The organism is Novilysobacter erysipheiresistens (assembly GCF_036663935.1).
In the GTDB taxonomy this organism is placed as follows: domain Bacteria; phylum Pseudomonadota; class Gammaproteobacteria; order Xanthomonadales; family Xanthomonadaceae; genus Novilysobacter; species Novilysobacter erysipheiresistens.
The window spans coordinates 247,028-272,940 of the sequence record NZ_JAXGFP010000005.1; the positions used below are offsets into that span (position 1 = coordinate 247,028).

The following is a 25,913-nucleotide window of genomic DNA, read 5'->3' on the forward strand; positions in this document are numbered from 1 at the left end:
TAAACCGGCGCGACAGCCCGCGGCGGTACACTGGCAGGCCCACGTCGCAACCCTTCCCGGAACCCGCCATGTCGCTCGACCCCGCCCTCCACGCCCGCATCCAGTCGTTGCTCAACGACAACCACGTCGTCCTGTTCATGAAGGGCGAGCCGGCCGCGCCGCAGTGCGGGTTCTCGGCCAAGGCGGTCGGCGCGCTGGCCTCGACCGGGGTCGCCTACCAGCACATTGATGTGCTGAGCGACCCGGAGATCCGCGAGGGCATCAAGCAGTACGGCCAGTGGCCGACGATCCCGCAGCTGTACATCGACGGCGAGCTGGTCGGCGGCAGCGACATCATCGAGCAGATGGCCAACTCCGGCGAGCTGCACGGCGTGCTCGGCGTGCCGGCGCCGGACCGCACCCCGCCGCAGATCACCATCACCCCCGCCGCGGCGCAGATGCTCCGCGAGGCGGTGGCCAACGCCGGCGACGGCTACGCTCTGCAGATCGAGGTCGACCCGCGCTTCAACGCCAAGCTGCAGCTGGCGCCGGTCGATGCCAGCGCGATCGCGACCGAGGCCGAAGGCCTGCGCGCGCAGTTCGACCTCGCCAGCGCCCAGCGCGCGCGCGGGCTGTCGATCGACTGGGTCGACGACGAGCGCGGCCGCGGGCTGGTGATCGAGAACCCGAATGCACCGCCGAAGGTCACCCCGATCAGCGCGGTCGAAGCGGCCGAGCGGGTTGCCGCCGGCAGCCTGACCCTGGTCGACGTGCGCCCGGCCGAGGAACGCGCGAGCGCCTCGGTCAACGTGCCGTTCTCGATCCTCGAAGGCGAGGCGCGGGCGCACCTGGAAGCGCTGCCGAAAGACACCGAACTGGCGTTCCTGTGCCACCACGGCCGCCGCAGCGCGCAGGCCGCCGAGCATTTCCGCGGCCTCGGTTTCACCCGCGTGCACAACGTCGAGGGTGGCATCGAGGCGTGGAGCGAGTTGGCTGACAGCCACGTGCCGCGGTATTGATCGATGGTCGCGGGCGGCGCGGGCCACGCCCCCGTGATGTTCGCGACTTTGTAGGAGCGGCTTTAGCCGCGATCTGGAACCGTTCGCTCGCACCGATTCCCGATCGCGGCTAAAGCCGCTCCTACAGAAAGCAACAAGGCCGGATAGCTCAGCCGCCGAAGCCGCCCTCGTCGAGGAACGCCTGTTCGGCCGGCGTGCTCACGCGGCCGAGCAGCCGGTTGCGGTGCGGGAAGCGGCCGAAGCGCTCGATGATGCTGCGGTGGTGCAGCGCCCACTTGTCGGCGTCGGGCGCGTCCAGCGACTGGTACAGCTCGACCGCGCGTTGCTGGTCGAGCATCGCTTCCGAATGCATGAACGGCAGGTAGAAGAACGTCCGCAGCGGCGCTTCGACCTGCATGTCGTAGCCGTGGCCGATCGCGCGCTCGGCGACGCTGTGGGCCATCGGGTCGGTGGCGTAGGCGTGGGCGCTGCCGCGAAACACGTTGCGCGGGATCTGGTCGAGCAGCAGCACCAGCGCCAGCGCGCTGTCGGCGGCGTCGTTCCAGCCGTGCAGTTCGCCGCGCGCGGCCGCCATGTGCAGGTCCAGGCAGGTCTCGCGGCAGCGGCCGTCGAACGCGGCGCCGCCGCCGAACCACTTCGACGGTCCGGCCTCGCGCCAGAAGCTGACAACGTCGTCGGCAATCACGTGCATGCGGGGGCACCTCGGGTCGGCGGGATGGACACGGTAGCAAGGCCGGCGTTGCCCGGGATCAACGTGTTCAGTCCTCTTCGCCGTCGCCGTCGCCAAGCTGGGTCTCCAGTTCGGTGATCCACGCGGCGGTGATGCTCTCCAAGGTCACCGCGTGGATCAGCGGCTGGATCGCGCGACCGGCCGCGCCGCCGGAATAGGTCTCGGCGATGAAGCGCGCGTAGCGTTCGCGGTAGCCGAGCCACCCGAGGTGCACCGCCTCGAACGCGGCCAGGCCGTGGCCGTCCAGTTGTTCGCGCAGCCGCGCGACCAGGCGGTCGAGCCGCGCATCGACGCGCTCGAACCCGGCGATCGCGCGTGCGTTGATCGCGTCCTCGTCGAGCGCCGTCGAGTCGCCATCGCGCGCAACCCCCGCGACCTCGCTGACGTAGCGGTCGGCGATCCGCACCGCGGCCTCGGCCTTGCCGATCAGCCGGCTCTCGAACCGGCGCAGTTCGTCGAGGCTGGTGTGGGCGCCCTCCAGCCCCTGCTTCAGCGCCAGCAGCTTCTGGTTGCGGTCGATCGCCTCGGTGGTGCCGCGGCGCTCGATCCGGCGCTGGACGAAATAGAACGCCCAGGTCAGCGCGGCGCCGGCGAGCAGGTAGGCCAGTTGTTCCATCGGTGCTTCCTCCAGGCCGCCAGTGTGCCGCGGTGGGGTCGCAGGCGTTGCGAACCGTCGCCCCGGTTCCGTGCCGCCGGTCACCCGGCCGTGACGTTCGTCAGGGTTGGCAGCCCGACGGGGCGGGTCTAGGGTTCGGAGTCGCACTCACGCCACCTCACGCCAACCCAGGGGAACCGGATGCACCGACCACAGCTCGCCGCGCTCGCGGCCGCACTCGCCATGGCACTGGGCGGCGGCATCGCCCACGCCGTCGATTCGCAATCCGCGTTCGGCCCGGATCCCTACCCCAGCACCTACCAGCGCATCGCCGCGCCGGCGGTGCTGATCGACAACGCCACCGTGCTGACCGGCACCGGCATGCGGATGGACCACGCCGACGTGCTGATGGCCGACGGCCGCATCGTCGCGGTCGGCGGCGACCTGCAGGCGCCGGCCGGCGCCACCCGGATCGACGGCACCGGCAAGTGGGTGACGCCGGGCATCATCGACGTCCACTCGCACCTGGGCGTGTATCCCAGCCCCGGCGCGCGCGCCCACAGCGACGGCAACGAGGCGACCGCGCCGGTCACCGCCAATGTCTGGGCCGAACACTCGGTGTGGCCGCAGGACCCCGGCTTCAATGCCGCCCGCGCCGGCGGCGTGACCTCGCTGCAGATCCTGCCCGGTTCGGCCAACCTGATCGGCGGCCGCGGGGTGACCCTGAAGAACGTGCCGGCGGTGACCTACCAGGCGATGAAGTTCCCCGACGCACCGCACGGCCTGAAGATGGCCTGCGGCGAGAACCCCAAGCGCGTGTATGGCGAAAAGGGCGGGCCGTCGACACGGATGGGCAACGTCGCCGGCTACCGCGCCGCGTTCATCGAGGCGACCGAGTACCTGAAGAAGAACGGCAAGCCCAAGGACGACGGCAACGGCGACGGCGGCTGGTTCGGCCGCGACGACGACAAGAAGAAGGACAACGGCGGCGACAGCAAGCGCGACCTCGAGATGGAAACCTTGGCCGGCGCGATCAACGGCGACATCAAGGTCCACATCCACTGCTACCGCGCCGACGAGATGGCGACGATGCTCGACCTCGCCGAGGAGTTCGATTTCGAAATCGCCGCGTTCCACCACGGCGTCGAGGCCTACAAGCTGGCCGACCGGCTGGCCGCCGAAGGCGTCTGCGGCGCGCTGTGGGCCGACTGGTGGGGCTTCAAGATGGAGGCCTTCGACGGCATCCAGGAGAACATCGCACTGGTCGATCGCCCGCCGAACAGCTGCGCGATCGTGCATTCCGATTCCGCCGAGGGCATCCAGCGGCTCAACCAGGAGGCGGCCAAGGTCATCGCCCACGCCAAGCTCGCCGGCATCGAGATCACCCCCGAACACGCGATCCAGTGGCTGACCGCCAACCCGGCCAAGTCGATGGGCATCCTCAAGCAGACCGGCACCCTGGAGGCCGGCAAGATGGCCGACGTGGTGGTCTGGAACGGCACCCCGTTCAGCGTCTACGCCAAGGCCGAGCAGGTCTATGTCGACGGCGCCCGGGTCTACGATATCGACGACCCGTCGCGACGGGCGACGTCGGACTTCATGCTGGGCCAGTCGACCGGTGACGCGATCCGCGCCGGAGGTGTGCTGTGAGCCGCCGCCACGTCGCCCCGCGGGCGCTGAAGTCGTCGCTGGCGGTCGCCATGCTGTCGTGCCTGGCGCTGACCGCGCAGGCGCAGGACGTGCTGATCCGCGACGCCACCGTGCATACCGGCGGCGCCCAGGGCACGCTGGAAAACACCGACGTGCTGGTGCGCAACGGCCGCATCGCCGCGATCGGCGCCGGCCTGGCCACGCCGGCCGGCGCCCAGGTGGTCGAAGCCGGTGACCGGCCGCTGACCCCGACCCTGTTCGGCGGCGTCACCGGCATCGGCATCGAAGAGGTGTCGGGCGAGCGCTCGACCGTCGACAACACCCTCGCGCTCGGCGCCGAAACCCACCTGATGACGGTGCGTCCCGAGTTCGACGTGACCCTGGCCTTCAACCCGGCCTCGATCCTGATCCCGGTCAACCGGATCGAGGGTATCGGCTGGACCCTGATCGGGGCCGGCAGTGATGAAGGCGGCTCGATCATCGGCGGCCAGGGCGCGGTGATGCGGCTTGACGGCAGCGTCGACCCGGCCGGTCCGAACGTGCTGTTCGTCGACCTCGGCAGCGATGCCGCCGAGCTCAGCGGTCGCTCGCGCGCGGCGCAGTGGATGATCCTCGACCAGTTGATCGACGAGGCCCGCGGCAGGATCGCGGCCGACGCCAACGCCGCGCTGCTGACACCGGCCGGCCGCGCGACGCTGAAGAAGTACCTCGACGGCGGCGGCCGGGTGGCGGTCGAGGTCGACCGCGCCGCCGACATCCGCCAGTTGCTGCGCTGGTCCGACCGCCACGGCGTCGAGATCGCGATCGTCGGCGGCGCCGAAGCCTGGAAGCTCGCCCCGCAACTGGCGGCGGCCAAGGTGCCTGTGTTCGTCGATCCGTTGAACAACCTGCCCGACAGCTTCGACCAGATCGGCGCCAGCCTGGAGAACGCGGCACGGCTCGACGCGGCCGGGGTCGCGGTCGGTTTCAGCCAGGGCGGCGATGCCAGCCACAACGCACGCAAGGTCCGCCAGCTCGCCGGCAATGCGGTCGCCAATGGGTTGCCGTGGGACGACGGCTTGGCCGGCCTGACTTCGGTGCCGGCGCGAGCGTTCGGCGTCGCCGACGAACTGGGCAGCATCGCGATTGGCAAGCGCGCCGACCTGGTGCTGTGGAGCGGCGACCCGCTGGAGGTCAACGCGGTCGCGTTGCAGGTGTGGATGGATGGCGAGCCGATCGAGATGCGCAGCCGCCAGACCGAATTGCGCGACCGGTATCTGCGACAGCAGGCGCCACGTGCAAACGGCGGTCTGCCACGGGCCTACCCGGCCGCCGACAGCCGTTGATGTGACCACCGGGCCCACCACGCGCGGGCCTGGTGCCTTGTAGCGACCAGCGACTGTGCGCGTCCCGGGCATTTGTCCGCGCACTTGTAGGAGCGGCTTCAGCCGCGATCTGGAGTCGGCGCGGGCGAACGGTTTCCGATCGCGGCTGAAGCCGCTCCTACAAAGCCCGTGCATGCGATCGGGCGACTCGGCGGCGCCACACGCGGTTAAGCTGCCCCGATCACCACCGGGGAACCCACCATGCCGCCTCTGCCGCAACTCGACCTCAACTGGTTCGCCGTCCTCGCCGCCGCGGTGTCCGCGTTCCTGCTCGGCGGGCTCTGGTACGGGCCACTGTTCAAGAAGGCCTGGTGCCGCGAGGCCGGGGTCGATCCCGACGCGGCGCCGCCACACCCGGCGCGGATCTTCGCGACCGCGTTCGCCTGCAGCCTGCTGGCGGCGCTGATGTTCGCGGTCGCGATGCCGCCCGGCGCGAGCGCGGCCGACGGCTTCGGCGCCGGCTTCGTGGTCGGCCTGTTCTTCGTGGCGATGAGCTTCGGCATCAACTACGCCTTCGCCGGCCGCAGCGTGAAACTGTGGATGATCGACAGCGGCTACCACATCCTGCAGTTCGCCTTGTACGGGTTGATCATCGGCGCCTGGCGCTGATCCGCCGCCCATTCCCACCCATCCCCGTGGCAGCGGTATGCTGTCGGCGTTTTGTGACGAAGTCGTCATTACTGCCCGGGGGTCAACGATGCGTATTGGTCTGGTGGTCGACTCGGCGTGCGACCTGCCGCTGGAGTACCTGCAGCAACACCAGGTGACGGTATTGCCGATCACCGTGCGGATCGGCGAGGCGGTGCTCGCCGACCATCGCAACGAAGAGGCGACGCTGGAGTTCCTGCACGCGCACGTCGCCGAGGGCGGCGCCGAGGCGGAGACCATGCCGTACACGGTGCAGCAGATCCACCAGCTGTTCCTCGAGCGGCTGGTGATCGACTACGACTACGTGTTCTGCATGACGATCACCAAGTCGCGCAGCCCGATCTTCGACAACGCCCAGCAGGCCGGCTTCGCGATCCTCAACGACTACAAGGCCACGCGCGCCGCGGCCGGCAACAACACGCCGTTCGCGCTGCGGGTGGTCGACACCCAGAACCTGTTCGCCGCCCAGGGCATCACCGCGGTCGAGGCGGTGCGGCTGCGCGATGCCGGCGAAGGCGCGCCGAAGATCCGCGCCCGGCTCGAGCACCTCGCGCTGCATACCCATGGCTACCTGGTGCCGCGCGACCTGTACTACCTGCGCGCCCGCGCCCGCAAGAAGGGCGACCGCAGCGTCGGGCTGCTTAGCGCCGCGCTCGGCAGCGCGCTCGACATCAAGCCGGTGCTGCACTGCAACCGCGGCGAGACCGGCCCGGTGGCCAAGATCAAGGGCTTCGAAGCGGCAGTGGAGAAGGTGTTCGCCGGCACCATCAAGCGCATCCGCGCGGGCCTGCTGACCCCGACCGTGTGCCTGAGCTATGGCGGCGAGCTCGACGAGATGCGCCATTTGCCGGGGTACGCCGAACTGCGCGCGGCCTGCGCCGAGCACAACATCGAGGTGTTCGAGAGCGTGATGAGCCTGACCGGCATGGTCAACGTCGGCAAGGGCGCGCTGGTGGTCGGCTTTGCCTCGGAAGGCGGAATCACGTTCGAGCGCTGATCGCGGCAACATCGCGGCCGCATCCGGGACTATCAGCCTACGACCGCGCCGCCGGGGCGGGCTAGTCTGCAGGATTCATCCCGAATGCGTGCCGCCATGACTCCTCGCCTGCTCGTCCTTGCGCTGTCCAGCGCGCTGTCCGCGTCCCTCGCCCTGCCCGCGCTGGCCACACCGTTCGCGCAGGACCCGCCGCCGAAGCCGCCGCAACCGGCACCGCAGCCCATTCCGCCGCAGCCGGCGCCGCCGCTGGACCGCGACACCAGCGACACCGCCGAAGACCCGGTGCAGCTGGAGCAGGACGCGCTCGACCCGGTCGGCACCGACCCCGCGCAGGCCGATCCCGCCGTCGCCAAGGGCCGGGCCGCCGCCGACGGCGAGGACGACAAGGAGCCCGAGTGGGACGTCAGCGCCGCCCACGGCCCGACCAAGACCGTGCGCTTCAGCACCGATGAAGGCACCTGGATGGATGTCGACGTCGCCCCCGACGGCGACGAGCTGGTGTTCTCGCTGCTCGGCGACCTGTACCGGCTGCCCATCGGTGGCGGCACCGCGCAGCGCATCACCTCCGGTCCGGCCTGGGACGTGCAGCCGCGCTGGTCGCCCGACGGCGCCGAGTTCGCCTTCACCTCCGACCGCGGCGGCGGCAACAACCTGTGGCGGATCGATATCGACGGCAGCGACCCGGTGCAGGTGACCGAGGAGGACTTCCGCCTGCTCAACAACCCGGCGTGGACGCCGGACGGGCGTTTCATCATCGGCCGCAAGCACTTCACCTCCGAGCGCTCGCTCGGCGCCGGCGAGCTGTGGATGTACCACGTCAGTGGCGGCAAGGAAGGCCTGCAACTGACCGAGAAGAAGAACGAGCAGCAGGACCTCGGCGAGCCCGCGGTGTCGCCCGACGGCCGCTACGTCTATTACTCCGAGGACGTCAGCGGCGGCGAGACGTTCCAGTACAACAAGAACCCGCATGACGTGATCTACGCGATCAAGCGGCTCGACCGCCAGACCGGCAAGACCGACACCCTGGTCGCGACCCCGGGCGGCGCGGTGCGGCCGCAGCCGTCGCCCGATGGCAAGTCGCTGGCGTTCGTCAAACGCATCCGCGACAAGTCGGTGCTGCACATGCTCGACCTCGCCAGCGGCGAGGTGCGGCCGGTGTGGGACGGCCTCAGCCACGACCAGCAGGAGGCCTGGGCGATCTTCGGCCCGTACACCGGCTTCGACTGGATGCCCGATTCCAAATCGGTGGTGCTGTGGGCGCAGGGCAAGCTGTGGCGGATCACGATGCCGGACGGGGAGGCGACGGAGATCCCGTTTACCGCGCAGGTCGAGCAGACCGTGACCGAACCGCTGCGCTTCACCCAGGACATCGACGAGGGCTCGTTCGCACCGAAGATGATCCGCGACGTGGCGACCAGCGCCGATGGCGACACGATGGTGTTCCACGCGCTCGGCAAGCTGTGGCGCAAGTCGCTGCCGAACGGCGAACCCAAGCGTCTGACCGGCAACGACGGCCTGTACGAATACGAGCCCAGTTTCAGCCCCGACGGCGACAAGCTGCTCTATACCACCTGGTCGGACGCGGCGATGGGCGCGATCTACGTACGCAACGCGAACGGTTCGGGCAAGGGCACCCGCCTGACCGACGAGAAGGGCTTCTACTACAACCCGCGGTTCTCGCCCGACGGCAGCCGCATCGTCTATTCCAAGAGCGGCGGCAGCGGCCTGACCGGCAGCCTGTGGTCGGTCGACCAGGGCGTCTACGTGATGCCGGCGCGCGGCGGTGAGCCGGTGCGGGTCGCCGACAAGGGCAGCGCACCACAGTTCAGCGCCGACGGCAGCCGCGTGCTGTACCTGACCGGCGGCGGGCTGGAGAAGAAGCTGATGTCGGTCGGCCTGCACGGCGAAGACCCGCGCGAGGTGTTCAACCTCAAGTACGTCGATGCGGTGAAGGTCAGTCCGGACGGCAAGTGGGTCGCGTTCACCGAGCTGTTCAACGCCTACGTCGCGCCGATGGTGTCGACCGGCAAGGCAATCGAGTTGAGCAAGGACTCCAAGGCGATTCCGGTGACCGCGGTCAGCGCCGACGTCGGCAGCTACCTGCACTGGGCGGCGGACAGCGAGTCGCTGCACTGGATGGTCGGTGACAAGTACCACTCGCGCTCGCTGGATGAGAGCTTCGCGTTCCTGACGGACGGCAACACGGAGATCGCCAAGCCGGTCCACGGCGGCGGCATCGCGGTCGGCCTGAGCGTGCCGGTCGACGCGCCCGACGAGCTGGTCGCGTTCACCAACGCGCGCATCATCACCATGCGTGACGCCGAAGATTCCGAGGAGGTCATCGACAGCGGCACGATCGTGTTGCGCGGCGACGAGATCGTCGCGGTCGGTGCCACGGGTTCGGTCGCGGTGCCGGCCGGTGCCAATGTCATCGACGCCACCGGCAAGACCATCATGCCCGGCTACATCGACGTCCACGCCCACGCCGCCCACTTCGGCCAGGGCGTGGTGCCGCAGCAGAACTGGGCGTACTACACCAACCTCGCGTTCGGCATCACCACCATGCACGACCCGTCGGCGACCACCGAGTTCGTGTTCTCCGAGGCCGAGCTGCAGAAGGCCGGCAAGATGGTTGGCCCGCGGATCTTCTCGACCGGCACGATCCTGTACGGCGCCGACGGCGACTTCAAGGCGGTGGTCGACTCGCTCGACGACGCCCGCAGCCATTTGCGGCGGATGCAGGCCAACGGCGCGTTCTCGGTCAAGAGCTACAACCAGCCGCGCCGCGAGCAGCGCCAGCAGATCAACACGGCAGCAAGAGAGCTCGGCATGCTGGTGGTCGAGGAAGGCGGCAGCACCTTCCACCACAACATGACGATGATCCTCGACGGCGCCACCGGCATCGAGCACAACATCCCGGTCGCGCCGCTGTACAAGGACGTGGTCGAGCTGTGGAGCCAGACCGACGTGCGCAACACCCCGACCCTGGTGGTCAGCTACGGCGGCCTGTCGGGCGAATACTGGTGGTACGCGCGCGACAACGTCTGGGAGAACGACAAGCTCAACCGCTTCTTCCCCCGCGAGACGCTGGATGCGCGCAGCATCCGCCGCGAGACCGCGCCGGACTGGGACTACTACCACGTCGAAGTCGCCAAGGCCGCCAAGGTCCTGCGCGATGCCGGCGTCGGCATCCAGATCGGCGGCCATGGCCAGTTGCAGGGGCTGAGCGCGAACTGGGAGATCTGGCTGCTGACCCACGGCGGCTTCAGCAACTTCGAGGCGCTGCGCGCGGCGACGATCGATGGTGCCGATTACCTCGGCCTGGATGCCGACATCGGCTCGCTCGAGGTCGGCAAGCAGGCCGACCTGGTGGTGCTGAACTCCAATCCGCTGGAGAACATCCGCGCCACCATCGACACCCGCTACGTGATGGTCGACGGCCGCCTGTTCGACGTCGACGCCGACATGGCCGAGATCGGCAACGACGAGACCCCGGAGCCCAACTTCTACTGGCAGCGCCACCGCGACGGCCAGACGTTCGGCCTCGAGTTCGGCCCGACCGCGGTCTGCCATTGCCCGAAAGGCCGCCACGGCGGCCACGTGCACCTCGACTGATTCGCCACCATGTAGGAGCGGCTTCAGCCGCGATCGGAAACCGTGCGCCCGCGCCGATTCCCGATCGCGGCTAAAGCCGCTCCTACAAACACGGGAACTCCAGCCGGACAAGACGACAAATCCCGTTGAAGGCCGCGGAAAATTCACCCGAACGGATCACCGGCGGCATCTTTAACGCAAGTCCCATCCCGGTTCCCCTAAGCTGACCCCGTTCATCCAAGGAAAACCGCCATGGCGACCCGCTACTACATCACCCTGCCCGACGGCACCCGCGCCCGCGGCGCCGATCCGGACCTGTCGTTCAAGGCGGTCAGCGCCGACGGCTTCGCCAGCGAGTTGCAGGCCGCGCTGCGCACCGACAACCTGTTCCAGCGCTGGCGCGTCCGCCAGGACGACCCCGACGAGGTCGACGAACGGCTGGCCGCGACCGACCCCAACGCGACCGTGACCGGCGCGCAGGACTCCCTGCACATCGACCTGGTGGTCACCACCAGCCTGCCCGGCGACACCTTCAAGCAACGCCTGCGCCTGCTTGCCGGCAGCGGCTGGGAATTGCGCGACGTGACCGCGGCCTGAGCGCCACACTCGCCAGGTATGAGCGACGTGAGTCGCGACCTGTACATCACCTCCAACGTTCGGCGGGGTCGCGACTTACGTCGCTCCTACAGCAACCCCCACCGCGACAATGCCCGACATGACCAACCTCCTGCTCGCATGGAGCGGCGGCAAGGACGCCGCCTGGACCCTGCACACCCTGCGCCAGCGCGACGATGTTCGCGTGCTCGGCCTGCTGACCACGGTGACCGCCGGCTTCGACCGCATCGCCATGCACGGTATCCGCCGCGACGTGCTGCACGCGCAAGCCGATGCGGTGGGCCTGCCGCTGATCGAATCGATGATCCCGCAGGGCTGCGACAACGACACCTACGAAGCCTCGTTTTCCGCAGCGCTCGCCGGCGCGCGCGAACGCTGGCCCGGCCTCGACACGATTGCCTTCGGCGACCTCTACCTCGCCGATGTACGCGCGTGGCGCGAGGCGCTGTGCGCACGCCATGGCTGGCGGATCCAGACCCCGCTGTTCGGCACCGACACCGCGGCGCTGGCGCGGACGATGATCGCGGGCGGCCTGCGCACGAACCTGTGCTGCGTCGATACCCAGCAACTGGACGCCGGTTTCAGTGGTCGCGAATTCGACAAGGCGCTGCTGGCAGAACTGCCGGCCGGCTGCGACCCCTGCGGCGAGAACGGCGAATTCCACACCTTGGTCCACGCCGGCCCGATGTTCGAGCGCGCGTTGCCGATCGAACGCGGCGAAACCGTGCTGCGCGACGGCCGTTTCGCCTTCACCGAATTCACCCTGGCGCCTTTGTAGAGCGGCTTTAGCCGCGATCGGAAATCGTTCGCTCGCACCGACTCCCGATCGCGGCTAAAGCCGCTCCTACGAAAAGCTGAAGAGTGGTCGGTGCCTCAGCCCTTCAACGCCCGCGCATGATGCGCGAGATGCTCGCCGATGAAGCTCGCGATGAAGTAGTAGCTGTGGTCATAGCCCGGCTGCAGTCGCAAGGTCAGCGGATGCCCGGCGGCTTCGCAGGCGGCACGCAGCAGTTCGGGCTTGAGCTGGCTGTCGAGGAATTCGTCGGCGCCGCCCTGGTCGACCAGCAGCGGCAGGCGCTCGCGCGCATTCGCGATCAGCGCGGTCGCGTCCCATGCCTGCCACGCCTGCTCGTCCTCGCCGAGGTAGGCCGCGAACGCCTTGCGCCCCCACGGCACCCGGCCCGGCGCGACGATCGGCGCGAACGCCGAGACGCTGCGGTAGGCGCCCGGATGCTTCAGCGCGATCACCAGCGCGCCGTGGCCGCCCATCGAATGACCGCTGATGCCACGCGCGGTGGTGGTCGGGAAATGCGCGTCGACCAGCGCCGGCAACTCGTTCACCACGTAGTCGTGCATGCGGTAGTGCGCGGCCCACGGCTTGCGCGTGGCATCGAGGTAGAACCCCGCGCCGATGCCGAGGTCCCAGCCCTCGTCGTCGGCCACGTCGTCGCCCCGCGGGCTGGTATCGGGCGCGACCAGGACAAGCCCGTGCTCGGCGGCGTAGCGCTGGGCGCCGGCCTTCTGGATGAAGTTCTGCTCGCTGCAGGTCAGCCCCGACAGCCAGTACAGCACCGGGCATGGCCCGCGTTCGGCCTGCGGCGGCAGGTAGACCGCGAACTTCATCGTGCAGTCGAGCGTGCTCGATGCGTGCTGCCAGACCTGTTGCTGGCCGCCGAAGCAGGCGTGGTTTTCGATACGTTGCATGGCGACCTCGATCAATACCCGATGACGGTTCGTATCGACTTGCCTTCGTGCATCAGGTCGAAGGCCTCGTTGATCCGCTCCAGCGGCAGCGTATGGGTCACGAACGGCGCCAGCTGGATATCGCCGCGCATCGCATCCTCGACCATGCCTGGCAGCTGACTGCGCCCCTTCACTCCACCGAACGCGGTGCCCAGCCACTTGCGGCCCGTCACCAGCTGGAACGGCCGCGTGCTGATCTCCTGCCCGGCGCCGGCCACGCCGATGATCACGCTCTGGCCCCAGCCGCGGTGCGCGCATTCCAGCGCCGCGCGCATCACGTTGACGTTGCCGATGCACTCGAAGCTGTGGTCCACGCCCCACCCGGTCATCTCCACGATCACCTGCTGGATCGGCCGGTCGTGGTCCTTCGGGTTCACGCAGTCGGTCGCGCCCATCTCCTTCGCCAGCCCGAACTTGTCCGGGTTGGTATCGATCGCGATGATCCGCCCGGCCCTGGCCTGCTTCGCGCCCTGGATGACCGCCAGGCCGATCGCACCGAGGCCGAACACCGCGACCGTGTCGCCTTCGGCCACCTTGGCGGTGTTGTGCACCGCGCCGATGCCGGTGGTCACGCCGCAACCGAGCAGGCAGACGTGCTCCGGGTTGGCTTCCGGGTTCACCTTCGCCAGCGAGACCTCGGCCACCACCGTGTACTCGCTGAAGGTAGAGCAGCCCATGTAATGGTAGACCGGCTCGCCGTTGTACGAAAAACGCGTGCTGCCGTCGGGCATCACGCCCTTGCCCTGGGTGGCGCGCACCGACACGCACAGGTTGGTCTTGCCGCTCTTGCAGAACAGGCACTCGCCACACTCGGCGGTGTACAGCGGGATCACGTGGTCACCGGGCTTCACGCTGGTGACGCCCTCGCCGACCTCGACCACGATGCCGGCGCCCTCATGACCGAGGACGGCCGGGAACACGCCTTCCGGATCGTCACCGGACAGAGTGAAGGCATCGGTGTGGCACAGCGCGGTGTGGGTGATCCTGACCAGCACCTCGCCCGCGCGCGGCGGCTCGACATCGAGCTCGACGATCTGCAACGGCTGGCCGGGGGCGAAGGCGACGGCGGCGCGGGATTTCATGCTGGGCTCCGGTGTGCGGGGATGGAGGAATGATAGGCCGGCGACGCGGTGGCCGCTTTTCTGTAGGAGCGGCTTTAGCCGCGATCTGAAATCGGCGCGAGCGAACGATTCCCGATCGCGGCTAAAGCCGCTCCTACAAGAAGCCGGGACCCGGCGCGCGAGGCGCTCATCCGGTGTTCTGGATCCCCGCGGCGATGCCGTTGACGGTCGCCATCAGGACCTGCAGCAACGCATCGTCCTCGCGATCGCCGGCGCGCCAGCGCGCGAGCAGGTCGACCTGCAACAGGCTGATCGGGTCGATGTAGGGGTTGCGCAGACGGATCGACTGGCTCAGGCGCGGGTCGTGGGCCAGCAATTCGCTCTCTTCCTTGATCGCGAGGATCGCGGCGCGGGTGCGCTCGAATTCCGCTTTGATGCCCGGATACAGGCGCGCGTGCAGGTCGCCTTCGGGCAGCTGCGTGGCAAGCCGCGAGTAGCACTCGAAAATGCCGGGGTCGGACTTGGCCAGCACCATCTCGACATCGTCGACGAGGGTGCCGAAGAACGGCCAGTCGCGCGCCATCTCGGCCAGGGTGTCGCGGCCGTGCTGCTGCAGCGCGCGCTCCAGCGCGGTGCCGACGCCATACCACGCGGTCAGGCCGGAGCGGTTCTGCGCCCACGAGAACACCCACGGGATCGCGCGCAGGGACTCCACGCCCCCTTTGTTGCCACGTTTGCTCGGGCGCGAGCCGATCCGCAGCCGTTCGATCACGTCGATCGGGGTCGCGGCACGGAAGTACGCGGCGAAGTCCGGGTGTTCGTGCACCAGCGCGCGGTAGTGCGCGCGCGCATCGAGTGCGAGTTGCGCGGCGATCCCGCGCCAGTGCGCCTCACGCGGTTCCGGCGGTCGCGGCCGCAACGTCGCGCGCAGCACCGCGCCGGTGGTCTGTTCGAGGTTGCGCAGCGCCAGCGCGCGGATGCCGTACTTGCGGTGGATCACCTCGCCCTGCTCGGTCAGGCGCAGGAAACCGTCGACCGAGCCGCGCGGCGCGGCGATCACCGCGCGCTCGGTCTTGCCGCCGCCGCGGCTGACCGAGCCGCCGCGGCCGTGGAAGAACGCGATCCGCACGCCGCTGTCGCGGGCCAGTTCGGTCAGCGCGATCTGGGTGCGCTGCAGCGCCCAGCGCGAGGCGACGATGCCGCCGTCCTTGGCGCTGTCGGAATAGCCGAGCATCACCACCTGGCGATTGCCGCGCGCGGCCAGGTGCCGGCGGTAGACCGGATCCGCGAACAGCTCGCGCAAGGTCGCCGGCGCGGCGTCGAGATCGTCGACGGTCTCGAACAGCGGCGCCACGTCGAGCGGCACCTGCCCGGCTTCGACGCACCCGCCGATCCGCGCCAGCGCCAGCACCGCCAGTGCATCGGCGGCGCTGCGACTCATGCTGATGATGTAAGGCCCGAACACGCGCTCGCCGTAACGCGGCCGCAGTTCGGCGACGGTGCGGAACACGTCGAGGGTCGACATCGCGGTGGCGTCGTCGGAGGCGGCGGCCTGGTCGCCTTCGATCAAGCCGTGCAGGCGCGTGGCGCGATCGCCGGCGCTGCGCGTCGGCCACTGGTCGTCGCCGAGCAACGCCGCCAGCGCGGCGTCGTGCACCGCCGAGTCCTGGCGCAGGTCGAGGCTGGCGAGGTGGAAGCCGAAGCTGCGCGCGCGCCGCTGCAACCGGCGCACCGCGAAACCGCCGGCATGCTCGCCGCGGTGGGCCTGCAGGCTGGTGGCGATCAGGCCGATGTCGGCCTCGAACGCTGCGGCGTCGGGATAGGCCGCCGGCTCGTCGTGGCTGGTCGCCCACAGCCGCGCGACCATCAGGTTGACCAGGTTGCGGTACGGCATGTCTGCGTGGCGCGGGTGCAGTCGCTCGGTTGCGGCCGGCAACAGCGCGCGGTATTCGTCGATCCGCGCCAGCACCGCAGCATCGACCTCGACCCGGGCCTGCGACTGGCTCAGCAGCTCGCCGAGCGCGTCGAGGTCGCGCCGGTACGCCGCCAGCACCAGCGCGCGCTGGCTGGCGAGTGTCGCGGCGATCGTGGCGGCGCCGACGTTGGGGTTGCCGTCCATGTCGCCGCCGACCCAGCTGCCGAAACCAAGCACGTCGGGCAGCTCCATCGATGCGTCGGGATAGTGTTCACGCAGGGCCTCGTCGAACGCTTCGTGGAACACCGGCAGCACCCGGTACAGCACTTCCGACAGGTAGAAGCCGACGTGCTCGAACTCGTCGGCGACGCTCGGCTTGGCGGTCGCGGCCTCGGCGGTCTGCCAGCTCGCGGTCAGCGCCAGGCGGATGCGTTCGCGGTCGGCGCGACGCTCGGCCGGGGTGCGGCCGCGGTCGATGTCGGCGACCAGCGCGGCGACGATCTGGTGCTCCTTGTGCAGCAACACCCGGCGCACCGCTTCGGTCGGATGGGCGGTGAACACCGGTTCGATCCGCAATCGCGGCAGCAACGCTTTGACCTCGTCGGCGCCGACGCCCTGCTTCGCCAGGCGACCGACGACGTCGCGCAGGCCACCGGGCTGGGCGCCGTCACCGGCGCGTTCGTGCTCGCGGCGACGGCGGATGCGGTGCACGCGTTCGGCCAGGTTGACCGCCTGGAAATAGGTCGAGAACGCGCGGACCAGGTCGCTGGCGTGCTGCAGGTCGGTGGCGTGCCGCAGGTCCGCGGTCGAGGAAGCCAGCGCGTCGACCAGCTCGCTCACCGGCGCGGCGTTCTCGCGGCGGCCGATCGCGGAGCGGCGCAGGCGCTCGACCTCGGCGAGGAAATCCGAGCCGCGTTGCTCGGCGAGGATTTCGCCGACCAGGGCGCCAAGCAGCTTGACGTCCTCGCGCAGCAGGGTGTCGGTGGCGGCGAATGCGACGGTGCGCAGCGGTTCTTCGGACGGCTCGGGGGCATCGGTCATGCCCCAAGGCTACAACTAGTAGGCGAATTCCCTGAATACCGGGTCGACGCTGCCGCGCCACGGGCCGTGGAACAGTTCCAGCTTGCGCTCGGCCGACGTGCTGCCGGCCTCGACCAGTTCCATCAGCGGGCCGAGGAAGATGCTCTCGTCGCTGTCGTTGTCGTTGAGACGCGCGCGCCGGGCCAGGCCGTGGGCGGCGATCTGCACCGCGCGGCGGGCGAGGTCGAGCACGGTCCCGTTACGGAACGGCAGCTTGAATGCGTGCCTGGGCACGCCGTCGCGCAACGCATGGATCTCGGCGAGGCTGAAGTCCTTGACCAGATCCCACGCTGCATCCAGAGCGGTGTCGTCATACAGCAGCCCGGTCCAGAACGCCGGCAACGCGCAGATCCGGTTCCACGGACCGGAGTCGGCGCCGCGCATCTCCAGGTACTTCTTCAGCCGCACTTCGGGGAACGCGGTGGTGCTGTGGTCGGCCCAGTCCTGCAGGGTCGGGGTGTGGCCCGGGTAGGCCGGCAACCTGCCGTCGAGGTAGTCGCGGAACGACTGTCCGGCCGCGTCGATGTAGCGGCCGTCGCGGTAGACGAAGTACATCGGCACGTCGAGCAAATAGTCGACGTAGCGTTCGTAGCCGAAGCCGTCCTCGAACACGAAGTCGAGCAGGCCGGTGCGGCCGGCGTCGGTGTCGGTCCAGATCTGCGAGCGGTAGCTGAGGAAACCGTTGGGCTGGCCCTCGGTGAACGGCGAGTCGGCGAACAGCGCGGTGGCAATCGACTGCAGCGCCAGCGAGACCCGGAACTTCTTGACCATGTCGGCCTCGGAGCCGACATCGAGGTTGACCTGCACGGTGCAGGTGCGGGTCATCATGTCGAGGCCGAGCTGGCCGACCTTGGGCATGTACTCGCGCATGATCTTGTAGCGGCCCTTCGGCATCCACGGCATCTCGTCGCGGCGCCACTTGGGCTGGAAGCCCATGCCGAGGAAACCCAGCCCCATCGGTTCGGCAACGCTGCGGACCTCATGCAGGTGGGTCGAGGCTTCGCGGCAGGTCTCGTGCAGGGTGTCGAGCGGGGCGCCGGACAGTTCCAGTTGGCCGGCGGGCTCCAGCGACACCGAGGCGCCGTCACGGGTCAGCGCGATCACCCGCGGACCGCTGTCGGTCGGCTCTTCCACCGGTTCCCAGCCAAACCGCACCAGGCCCTTGAGCAACGCCTCGATCCCGCGTTCGCCATCGAAGGTCGGCGGCCGCAGATCGTCGCTGCGGAAGCCGAACTTCTCGTGCTCGGTGCCGATCTTCCAGTCTTCGCGCGGGCGCACGCCGGAGGCGAGGTAATCGATCAGTTGCGCGCGGCCGGCGGCGCCGGGTTCGATCAGCAGATCCTTGACGTGGCTGGGACCGGACACATGCACCTCGCGGGACGGGGGAGCCGGCGATATGCGGCGCGCGGCCGGCATTCGCAAGAGTCCGCGCAGTGTAGCGAGCGGCGGCGTGCCGATAGCGTCGCGAACCCGCAACGCTGCGGCCCGCCCACGGGACGGTCTACAGCTGCAACCAGCCGCCGATCACCGCGCGCGCCTCGTCGACGCCCTGTTTGGACTCGCCGGAGAACAGTTGCACGCTGACCGCGTCGCCGTATTCGGCCTGCATCAGTTTGCGCACCGCCAGCAGCGCGTTGCCCTGGGCGCCGCGGCCGAGCTTGTCGGCCTTGGTCAGGATCGCGTGCGCCGGCAGCCCGCGGCTGACCGCGTAGCCGAGCATCTGCCTGTCGTAGTCCTTCAGCGGGTGGCGGATGTCCATCACCACCACCAGCCCCTTGAGCGCCTCGCGGGTGGCGAAGTACTTGTCGATGAAGGCCTGCCAGTGCGCCTGCAGGTCCTTCGGGACCTTGGCGTAGCCGTAGCCGGGCAGGTCGACGAGGAAGCGGTCGGTGGTCGGCGGTATGTCGAAGAACACCAGTTGCTGGGTCCGCCCGGGGGTCTTGGAGACCCGTGCCAGCGCGTTCTGCTGGCAGATCGCGTTGAGCGCGCTGGACTTGCCGGCGTTGGAACGGCCGGCGAACGCGACCTCGAAACCGCCGTCGGGCGGCAGCTGCTGCGGATTGTGCGCCGCCAGCATGTACTGGGCGCGGGCAAGGGGATTGGCCATGGCGCTAGGATCGCACGGCGGGGCGGTCCGCGCGGCCGGCGAGGGCCCGCAGTGCGCCGATCCGCGGCCCTCGCGTTGACCCGCCTGCGCCCCGCGACGATAATTCGCCGGTTCCGACGGCCGTTTGCGGGCCGTCACTTCAGCGTTTTCCCGGAGCCAATCCCAATGAGCCACGCCCGCGTCCTCGGCTTTGTCGGCCTCGCTGCCCTCGCGGCAGCCGCCGTCGCCTACGCCCAGACCACGGTCACCCCGATCCCCGACGCCGCGCCGGTGCAGACCGCGCCGCTGGGCGACGTGATCGAGAAGACCACCTGGGGCGATGCCGACAAGGGCGCGACCCTGGCCGGTACCTGCGCGGCCTGCCACGGCCTCGACGGCAACCCGACCGACCCGCAGTACCCGCGCCTGGCCGGCCAGAGCGAGCGATACATCGCCCAGCAGATCGCCCTGTTCAAGAGCGGCGAGCGCAATACCGGCATGGCGGCGGTGATGAAGCCGTTCGCCGACATGCTCAGCGCCCAGGACGCCCGCGACGTCGGTGCCTACTACGCGACCCAGCAGTCGGGCGCCGGCGTGGCCGACGACACCGTGGTCAGCGAAGGTCCGTACGCGGGCTTGAAGTTCTTCGAGATCGGCGAGCAGCTGTTCCTGTCCGGCGACGCCGAGCGCGGCATCCCGGCGTGCATGGCGTGCCACGGTCCCGATGGCGCCGGCAACCCCGGCCCGGCCTACCCGCGCGTGGCCGGCCAGCAGGCCGCCTACACCCAGCGCCGGCTGGAGGAGTTCCGCGCCGGCACCACCACCCAGCGCGACCCGCACCTGTTCGAGATCATGGCGACCGTCGCCAACGACCTGACCGACCAGGAAATCGGCGCGCTGTCGAGCTACCTGCAGGGCCTGCACCCGCGTGCCAACGACCTCGCCGTGGCCGATGCGCCGGCGCCGGTGGTGACCGGAGCCGCGCCGGCGATGCCGCCGGCAACCCAGCCGGCCGACGCCGCGGAAGCCGAACCGGCCGAGGGCGAGGTGCCCGAAACCGACGCGGCCGAAGACGAGGCGCCCACGGCCGACACCGAAAGCCCGGTCGCCGGCAGCTGATCGAGTCGCGCACAAACGGCGCGGAACTTCTGCCGCCGGCGCCGGTCACAACCGCCACTCCTGTTGTTCATTGCGCCGACCACAGGCTTGCGGTCGGCGTTTTCTTTTGTGCATGAGGGTTTTTCGATGCCACTGTCGCTGCCTGCGCTGAACCGGGTCGTCCTGGCCGCCGTCCTGTTCGTGCTGGCGCCCTTCGCCGCCCTGGCGCAATCGCCGGGCAACGTCCCGGTCGCCGGCGTCGACTATGTCGAGATCGCCGGCGGCGAGCCGTTCGCGGCCGCGCCGGGCAAGATCGAGGTGGTCGAGGTGTTCGGCTACACCTGCATCCACTGCGCCCATTTCGAGCCGCTGGTCAGTGCCTGGAAGGCCGGCTTGCCGGACGACGTCAGCTTCGTGCCGGTGCCGGCGCCGTTTGGCGGCTACTGGGTCCCCTACGCACAGGCGTTCCATGCCGCGCAGGAGCTGGGCCTGCTCGACCGCACCCACGCCGCGATGTTCCGCGCCCTGCACGAGACCGGCAGCCTGCCGATCGCCAACGCCACCGCGGCGGAGATCGCCGGCTTCTACGCCGGTTACGGCGCCGACCCCGGGCAGTTCGCCAAGGCCATGGCCAGCGATGCCACCGCGGCCAAATTGGAGCGCGCGCGCGGGTTCCTGCGCCGCAGCGGGGTCGAGGGCACCCCGACCCTGATCGTCGCCGGCAGGTACCGCGTGACCGCGGACAGCTTCCAGGAGTTGCTGGACATCGCCGGCGCATTGATCGAGCGCGAGCGCGCCCGGCGCCGCCGATAGGTATCCTTGGGCGGACGCTGCGGCGCCGCCGTTGCCCCTTCATTCCCGTTACGGAGATCTGCCCATGACTTCGCGCCCGGCCCAGCTGTACCGCCTCGGCCTGACCCTCGCGGCCGCGTTCGCCCTCGCCGCCTGCTCCTCCGAGGCCCCGGCGCCGACCAGTCCGGCGACGCCGAGCGCGCCGGCCAGCACCCCCGCCGCCCCGACGGCCACCCCGGCCGCGACCGCGCCGGCGGCTGTCGAAACCCCGGCGCGGACCCCGGGCCCGATCGTGCCACCGAGCGGCCCGGCCCCGGTGGCCGGCACCGACTACGCGGTGATCGCCGGTGGCAGCCCGTTCAAGCCGGGCAGCGACAAGATCGAGGTGGTCGAGGTGTTCGGCTATACCTGCCCGCATTGCGCCACCTTCGAACCGCTGGTCAGCGCGTGGGCGGCCAAGTTGCCGGCCGATGTCGAGTTCGTGCCGCTGGCGGCGCCGTTCGGCGGTTTCTGGGAGCCGTACGCCAAGGCGTTCTACGCCGCCCAAGCGATGGGCGCGCTCGAGCAGTCGCACGACGCCATGTTCAAGGCGATCCACATCGACCGCAGCCTGCCCGTGCAGCCGTTGCCGACCGACGAGCAGCTCGGCGAGTTCTACGCCCAGTTCGGCGTCGACCCCAAGCAGTTCGCCAGCACGATGTCGAGCTTCGCGGTCAACGCGCGGATGAACCAGGCGCGCCAGTTCATGCAACGCAGCGGCGCCAACTCCACCCCGGTGCTGATCATCGATGGCAAGTACCGGGTGACCGGCAAGAGCCACGAAGACAATCTGCGCATCGCCGAACACCTGATCGCGATGCAGCGTGCGGCCAAGGGTGGCGCCGCGCCCGCGCCGGCTGAATCGGCTCAATCGGCCGAGTCGGCCGAACCGACTGACGACGCCGGCGCCGACTGACGTGTCCGCCGGGCGATGAACACCTCGGGCGACCCACGTCCCGCTGACGCGCCCGCGGCACGGGACCACCAGCGCCTGCGGTTGCTCAGCGCCAACATCCAGGCCGGCTCCAGCACGCGCGGCTACCACGACTACGTCGCGCGCAGCTGGTCGCACGTGCTGCCGGCCGGCAACAAGCGCGGCAGCCTCGACGCGATCGCGCAGTTGGCCGGCGGGTACGACATCGTCGGCCTCAACGAGAGCGACCCGGGCAGCCTGCGCTCGGGTTTCACCAACCAGACTCATTACCTCGCCCAGCGCGGCGGGTTCGACTACTGGAGCCACCAGCCCAATCGCCGGGTCGGCAGCGTCGCCTCCAGCGCCAACGGCCTGCTGAGCAAGCTGGAACCGCGCGAGGTGATCGACCACGCCCTGCCGGGCCGGATCAGCGGCCGCGGGGTGTTGCTGGCGCGCTTCGGCGACGGCGACGCCGGCCTCACCGTGGCGATCGTGCACCTGTCGCTGGGCGCCGCCTCGCGCGCCTCGCAACTGGGCTTCATCGCCGAGCTGCTGCACGACCATCCGCACGCGGTGCTGATGGGCGACTTCAACTGCCCGATCGACCGTCCCGAAATGCAGGCGTTGTTCCGCGCGACCCGGCTGCAACCGCCCGACTGCGTGGTCAATACCTTCCCCAGCTGGCGCCCGCAGCGCGCGATCGACCACATCCTTATCGGCGACGGCCTGAGCTGCTCGGGCACCTGCGCGATGCCGGCGGCGCGCTCGGACCACCTGGCGATCTCGCTGGAGTTGGACGTGCCGGAAAGCGCGTTGCGCTGACCCGGACCCGGTCGGACCTGCGATCCGGTCTTCTGTAGGAGCGGCTTCAGCCGCGATCGGAAACCGGCGCGGGCAGACGGTTCCAGATCGCGGCTGAAGCCGCTCCTACAAAAGCGAACGGCCGGTGGAAACCCACCGGCCGTTCTTTTGCATCGAACGTCGGGTTACCTCAGAACCGCAGGTTCGCCCGCATGTAGAAATACCGCCCGCCCGGGATGTCGTAGGTCGAGGCGTCGTAGCCATTGAGCGAGCACGACAGGCACAGCGGCGGGTCCTTGTCGAACACGTTGTTGACGCCACCGGTCAGCTGCAGGCCCTTGAGCCACTGGAACTCGTAGCCCAGCTGCAGGTCGTGGTAGTTGACCGCCTCGAGGGTGTTGGTGCCGGCCCAGATCGGGTTGCCGTCATCGTCGTTGCCGACGATCGCACCGTCGCTGCAGACCGGGAACGACGCGGCGTCGCCGCAATCCTCGGTCAGTTCGCTGATGTGGCGGATCACCCACGCCGCGCTCCAGTTGCCGCGGTTCCAGTCGAGCGCCGCGGTCGACGTCCATTCCGGGATCGCGCTGTCGGTGACCTCGATGCCGACCGTGCGCGGTTGCACCTGGCCGGCGGCGCCGATGGCCTCGTAGCCGGTCACGAAGGTGTTCTGCCAGCTCAGCTTGAACTGGCCGGCGGAGGTCTCCGGCAAGGTCCAGAACACGTCGGCATCCCAGCCTGCGGTCTTGATCGAGCCCAGGTTGGTCAGGCGGTTGCTGAAGGCGTTGATGCTGCCGACCGCGGTGCGGGTGATGCCGCCGCAGTACAGCGGGTCCAGCGTCGCCACGCACAGGTCGAGCTGGGTCTGGGCGTCGATCGCCTGGACCGCGCCCTCGATGCTGTGGCGGTAGTAGGTCAGTTCCAGGTCGAGTCGCTCCGACCACGACGCGTTGGCGCCAAAGGTTGGGCTGAACACCACGCCGGCGGTGAAGCTGTTGGCGGTTTCCGGCTGCAACTGGTCGTTGCCGCCGGTGGTCACGGAGATCTGCGAATTGGTCTGGGTCGCGCCCGGCGGCACCCCCAGCGCGGCGCAGTTGGCGGGGTCGCCGGTCGGCGGGCTGCCGTCGACGCCGACCAGGCAGGGGTCGTCGATCTGCAGGTCGGCGCGACTGGCCGAGCCATACAGCTCGCCGATCGACGGCGCGCGGAAGCCTTCGGCATAGGTCGCGCGCAGCAGCAGCTCGTCGACCACCTGCCAGCGCAGGCCGTACTTCGGGGTGAACTGGCCGCCGAAGGTCGAGTAGTCCGAATAGCGGCCGGCCAGACTGAGGTCGAGGCTCTTGCCGAACGCGCCCTCGGTGATCAGCGGCACGTTGAGTTCGACGTAGGCCTCGTTGACGTCGTACTCGCCCGACGTCGGCAGCGACGGCACGCCGTTGTAGAAGCCGGCGACGGTCAGCGGGTCGGGGTTGTAGGAGCCTTCGTACTTCCGATGCTCGATGCCGGCCGCGGCCGACAGCGGACCGGCCCACAGGTCGAACAGGTCACCGGAGACGTTGGCGGTGAACTGGCTGAGCTTCTGCTCGCTGCGGTCATGCACCACCGGCTGGATCCACGCCAGCATTTCCGGGGTCAGCGTGCCGGGACCACCGAACACGTTCAGCGGCACGCAACCGGCCACCGCGGCGCAGGCCGCCGGGTCGCCGAGGGCCAGCGCGATGTTGCGGATGTCGTAGCTGCCGTAGTTGGTCTGCTCGGCCTCGTTGCGGCCGAGGGCGAGGTTGACGTCCCAGAACCAGGTGCGCTCGCCGGCCTCGAAGCTGCCTTCCAGCCCGGCACCAAAGTACTGGGTGTCGACCACCTGCTCGAACACCCGCGGCCCGCCCTCGACCGGGCGCCGGCCGATCAGGATCAGGTTGGCCTCGTTCTCCGGTGTCGCCGGGTCGTCGATCGAGGCCAGGTCGAAGCCGAACGGGTTGTACGGGTTGTCGGCCGACACGAACATGCCGTCGGCGAACGCGTTTCCGGTGCCGGCGTCGAGGCCGAGGAACAGCGGCTCCGGCGCGGCCTGGTTGACCGACTCGCGGCGGTTGACCAGCGCCTTGGCGTAGGCATGGACGTTGTCGTTGAAATAGAAGCGGTACTGGCCGAACACGCCGCTGCGGGTCGACGGCGTCAGCAGCATGTTGTATTCAGCGAAGTTGAAGCGATCGGCGGTGGCGAAGCAGTGGTAGCCGTCGGTGCGATCGCAGCCGGTCTGCGTGGGGTCGTACAGCGGGTCGCTGTCGCCCTCGTTGGGGGTGATGTCGTGGGTCACCCCGGTGTTGGGGTCGGTGAAGATGAAGCGCCCGCGCGGCGTGCCTGAGCTGCCGAAGGTCAGCCCGGTGCCCGGCACCGGGAACCGCGACTGCTCCCGGGTGTTGGCCAGGATCTCGTCCTGCTCGACATAACTGGCGCCGAGGAACAGGTTGCTGCGTTCGGTATTCATGCCCCAGGCGAGGTCGACGCCGGTATTGTCGCCGTCGCCTTCACCGTACTGGCCATAGTTGAGCGTGATCTGGCCGCCTTCGAAATTGCGTCGGGTGATGATGTTGACCACGCCGGCGATCGCGTCGGAGCCGTACAGCGACGATGCGCCGTCCTCGAGTACGTCGATCCGCTCGACCAGCGCCAGCGGGATCGTGTTGAGGTCGGTGGTCGCGCCGACGCCGGACGCCGACGACTCGTTGACCCAGCGCATGCCGTCGACCAGCACCAGCACGCGCTTGGCGCCGAGGTTGCGCAGGTCGACCTGGGCCGAACCCGCGCCGACGCCGTCGCCGTTGGGCGAGAAGCCGAAGTTGCCCGACGAGTTGAACTTGGTGTTGAGCGCCGAGCCCGAGCCGGTGAGTTCCTGCAGGATGTCGCCGATCGAGGTCAGTCCGGTGCGCTCGATGTCGTCGCGGGTGAGCGTCTGGACCGGAGTCTGCGATTCGATCTCGGCCTTCTTGATGCGGGTGCCGGTGACCTGGACGGCGTCGAGGGTGGTGGCGCTGGGGTCGCTATCGGGGTCCTGCGCCGCGGCCAGCGAAGGTATCGCGGCAAGCGGGAGGCATACCAGCAACGACAACGAGACGGCTTTCGCCAGCGGGTGGCGACGAGGTGCGTTCATCGACTTCTCTCTCCGTAAGAAAAACGATTGCGAATTGCCGCAC

19 protein-coding genes and 1 pseudogene are annotated in these 25,913 nt (G+C 69.4%); 12 read left to right on the forward strand and 8 right to left on the reverse strand.

The features are described 5' to 3' along the window. The first annotated feature begins 68 nt into the window (after positions 1-68). Positions 69-998, forward strand: a complete 930-nt coding sequence (gene grxD / locus SNE34_RS11180) for a Grx4 family monothiol glutaredoxin (RefSeq protein ID WP_332617201.1) — start codon at positions 69-71, stop codon at positions 996-998. A gap of 148 nt (positions 999-1,146) precedes the next feature. Here grxD and SNE34_RS11185 read toward each other — a convergent pair whose 3' ends face one another. Together SNE34_RS11185 and SNE34_RS11190 are read right to left on the reverse strand one after the other, a co-directional pair. Next, positions 1,147-1,689 (reverse strand): DUF924 family protein, encoded by a 543-nt coding sequence (locus SNE34_RS11185; protein WP_332617203.1) that lies wholly within the window; start codon positions 1,687-1,689, stop codon positions 1,147-1,149. A 67-nt stretch (positions 1,690-1,756) separates the two neighbouring features. Then, entirely contained in the window at positions 1,757-2,344 is a 588-nt protein-coding gene (locus SNE34_RS11190) for a lysozyme inhibitor LprI family protein (protein WP_332617204.1), read from the reverse strand. Between the two features lie 180 nt (positions 2,345-2,524). On the opposite strand from SNE34_RS11190, the gene SNE34_RS11195 reads away from it, so the two are divergent. The 7 genes from SNE34_RS11195 to SNE34_RS11225 all read left to right on the forward strand — a co-directional run bounded on the left by SNE34_RS11195 (position 2,525) and on the right by SNE34_RS11225 (position 11,969). Further along, positions 2,525-3,973, forward strand: coding sequence for an amidohydrolase (locus SNE34_RS11195; RefSeq protein ID WP_425604512.1), 1,449 nt, complete (start codon positions 2,525-2,527; stop codon positions 3,971-3,973). A gap of 50 nt (positions 3,974-4,023) precedes the next feature. Then, entirely contained in the window at positions 4,024-5,298 is a 1,275-nt protein-coding gene (locus tag SNE34_RS11200; RefSeq protein WP_332617325.1) for an amidohydrolase family protein, read from the forward strand. 240 nt (positions 5,299-5,538) lie between these two features. Continuing rightward, positions 5,539-5,946 (forward strand): DUF1761 domain-containing protein, encoded by a 408-nt coding sequence (locus SNE34_RS11205; RefSeq protein WP_332617206.1) that lies wholly within the window; start codon positions 5,539-5,541, stop codon positions 5,944-5,946. A gap of 88 nt (positions 5,947-6,034) precedes the next feature. Then, entirely contained in the window at positions 6,035-6,982 is a 948-nt protein-coding gene (locus tag SNE34_RS11210; RefSeq protein WP_332617208.1) for a DegV family protein, read from the forward strand. 96 nt (positions 6,983-7,078) lie between these two features. Then, positions 7,079-10,597 (forward strand): amidohydrolase family protein, encoded by a 3,519-nt coding sequence (locus tag SNE34_RS11215; RefSeq protein WP_332617210.1) that lies wholly within the window; start codon positions 7,079-7,081, stop codon positions 10,595-10,597. 231 nt (positions 10,598-10,828) lie between these two features. Then, a complete protein-coding gene (locus tag SNE34_RS11220) occupies positions 10,829-11,173 on the forward strand; it encodes a hypothetical protein (RefSeq protein WP_332617212.1) in 345 nt (114 codons plus the stop codon). Positions 11,174-11,291: 118 nt separating this feature from the next. Continuing rightward, the gene (locus SNE34_RS11225) at positions 11,292-11,969 is read left to right on the forward strand and encodes a Dph6-related ATP pyrophosphatase (protein ID WP_332617214.1); all 678 of its coding nucleotides are present in this window, start codon (positions 11,292-11,294) and stop codon (positions 11,967-11,969) included. A 95-nt stretch (positions 11,970-12,064) separates the two neighbouring features. Here SNE34_RS11225 and fghA read toward each other — a convergent pair whose 3' ends face one another. From fghA to yihA, 5 genes are all read right to left on the reverse strand, one after another. Continuing rightward, positions 12,065-12,895, reverse strand: a complete 831-nt coding sequence (gene fghA, locus SNE34_RS11230) for an S-formylglutathione hydrolase (RefSeq protein ID WP_332617215.1) — start codon at positions 12,893-12,895, stop codon at positions 12,065-12,067. A gap of 11 nt (positions 12,896-12,906) precedes the next feature. After that, a complete protein-coding gene (locus tag SNE34_RS11235; protein WP_332617217.1) occupies positions 12,907-14,016 on the reverse strand; it encodes an S-(hydroxymethyl)glutathione dehydrogenase/class III alcohol dehydrogenase in 1,110 nt (369 codons plus the stop codon). A 166-nt stretch (positions 14,017-14,182) separates the two neighbouring features. Next, positions 14,183-16,951 (reverse strand): phosphoenolpyruvate carboxylase, encoded by a 2,769-nt coding sequence (ppc, locus tag SNE34_RS11240; RefSeq protein WP_332617219.1) that lies wholly within the window; start codon positions 16,949-16,951, stop codon positions 14,183-14,185. A gap of 15 nt (positions 16,952-16,966) precedes the next feature. After that, on the reverse strand, positions 16,967-18,355 hold the full coding sequence (locus SNE34_RS11245) for a glutamate--cysteine ligase (protein ID WP_332617220.1): 1,389 nt from the start codon (positions 18,353-18,355) through the stop codon (positions 16,967-16,969). A 136-nt stretch (positions 18,356-18,491) separates the two neighbouring features. Continuing rightward, positions 18,492-19,097 carry a ribosome biogenesis GTP-binding protein YihA/YsxC gene (gene yihA / locus SNE34_RS11250; protein WP_332617222.1) on the reverse strand — a complete coding sequence of 202 codons (606 nt, stop codon included), beginning with the start codon at positions 19,095-19,097 and terminating at the stop codon, positions 18,492-18,494. A 165-nt stretch (positions 19,098-19,262) separates the two neighbouring features. Here yihA and SNE34_RS11255 point away from each other — a divergent pair. The 4 genes and pseudogenes from SNE34_RS11255 to SNE34_RS11270 form a co-directional block, all read left to right on the forward strand. Then, positions 19,263-20,066 (forward strand): annotated as a pseudogene (locus SNE34_RS11255) (c-type cytochrome); the annotation flags it as partial. A gap of 255 nt (positions 20,067-20,321) precedes the next feature. After that, positions 20,322-20,987 (forward strand): thiol:disulfide interchange protein DsbA/DsbL, encoded by a 666-nt coding sequence (locus SNE34_RS11260; RefSeq protein ID WP_332617224.1) that lies wholly within the window; start codon positions 20,322-20,324, stop codon positions 20,985-20,987. A gap of 64 nt (positions 20,988-21,051) precedes the next feature. Then, on the forward strand, positions 21,052-21,921 hold the full coding sequence (locus tag SNE34_RS11265) for a thiol:disulfide interchange protein DsbA/DsbL (RefSeq protein ID WP_332617227.1): 870 nt from the start codon (positions 21,052-21,054) through the stop codon (positions 21,919-21,921). 81 nt (positions 21,922-22,002) lie between these two features. After that, the gene (locus SNE34_RS11270; RefSeq protein ID WP_332617327.1) at positions 22,003-22,740 is read left to right on the forward strand and encodes an endonuclease/exonuclease/phosphatase family protein; all 738 of its coding nucleotides are present in this window, start codon (positions 22,003-22,005) and stop codon (positions 22,738-22,740) included. 169 nt (positions 22,741-22,909) lie between these two features. Here the strand turns inward: SNE34_RS11270 and SNE34_RS11275 are convergent, their stop codons facing one another. Beyond that, a complete protein-coding gene (locus tag SNE34_RS11275; protein ID WP_332617229.1) occupies positions 22,910-25,870 on the reverse strand; it encodes a TonB-dependent receptor plug domain-containing protein in 2,961 nt (986 codons plus the stop codon). Positions 25,871-25,913 lie beyond the last annotated feature (43 nt).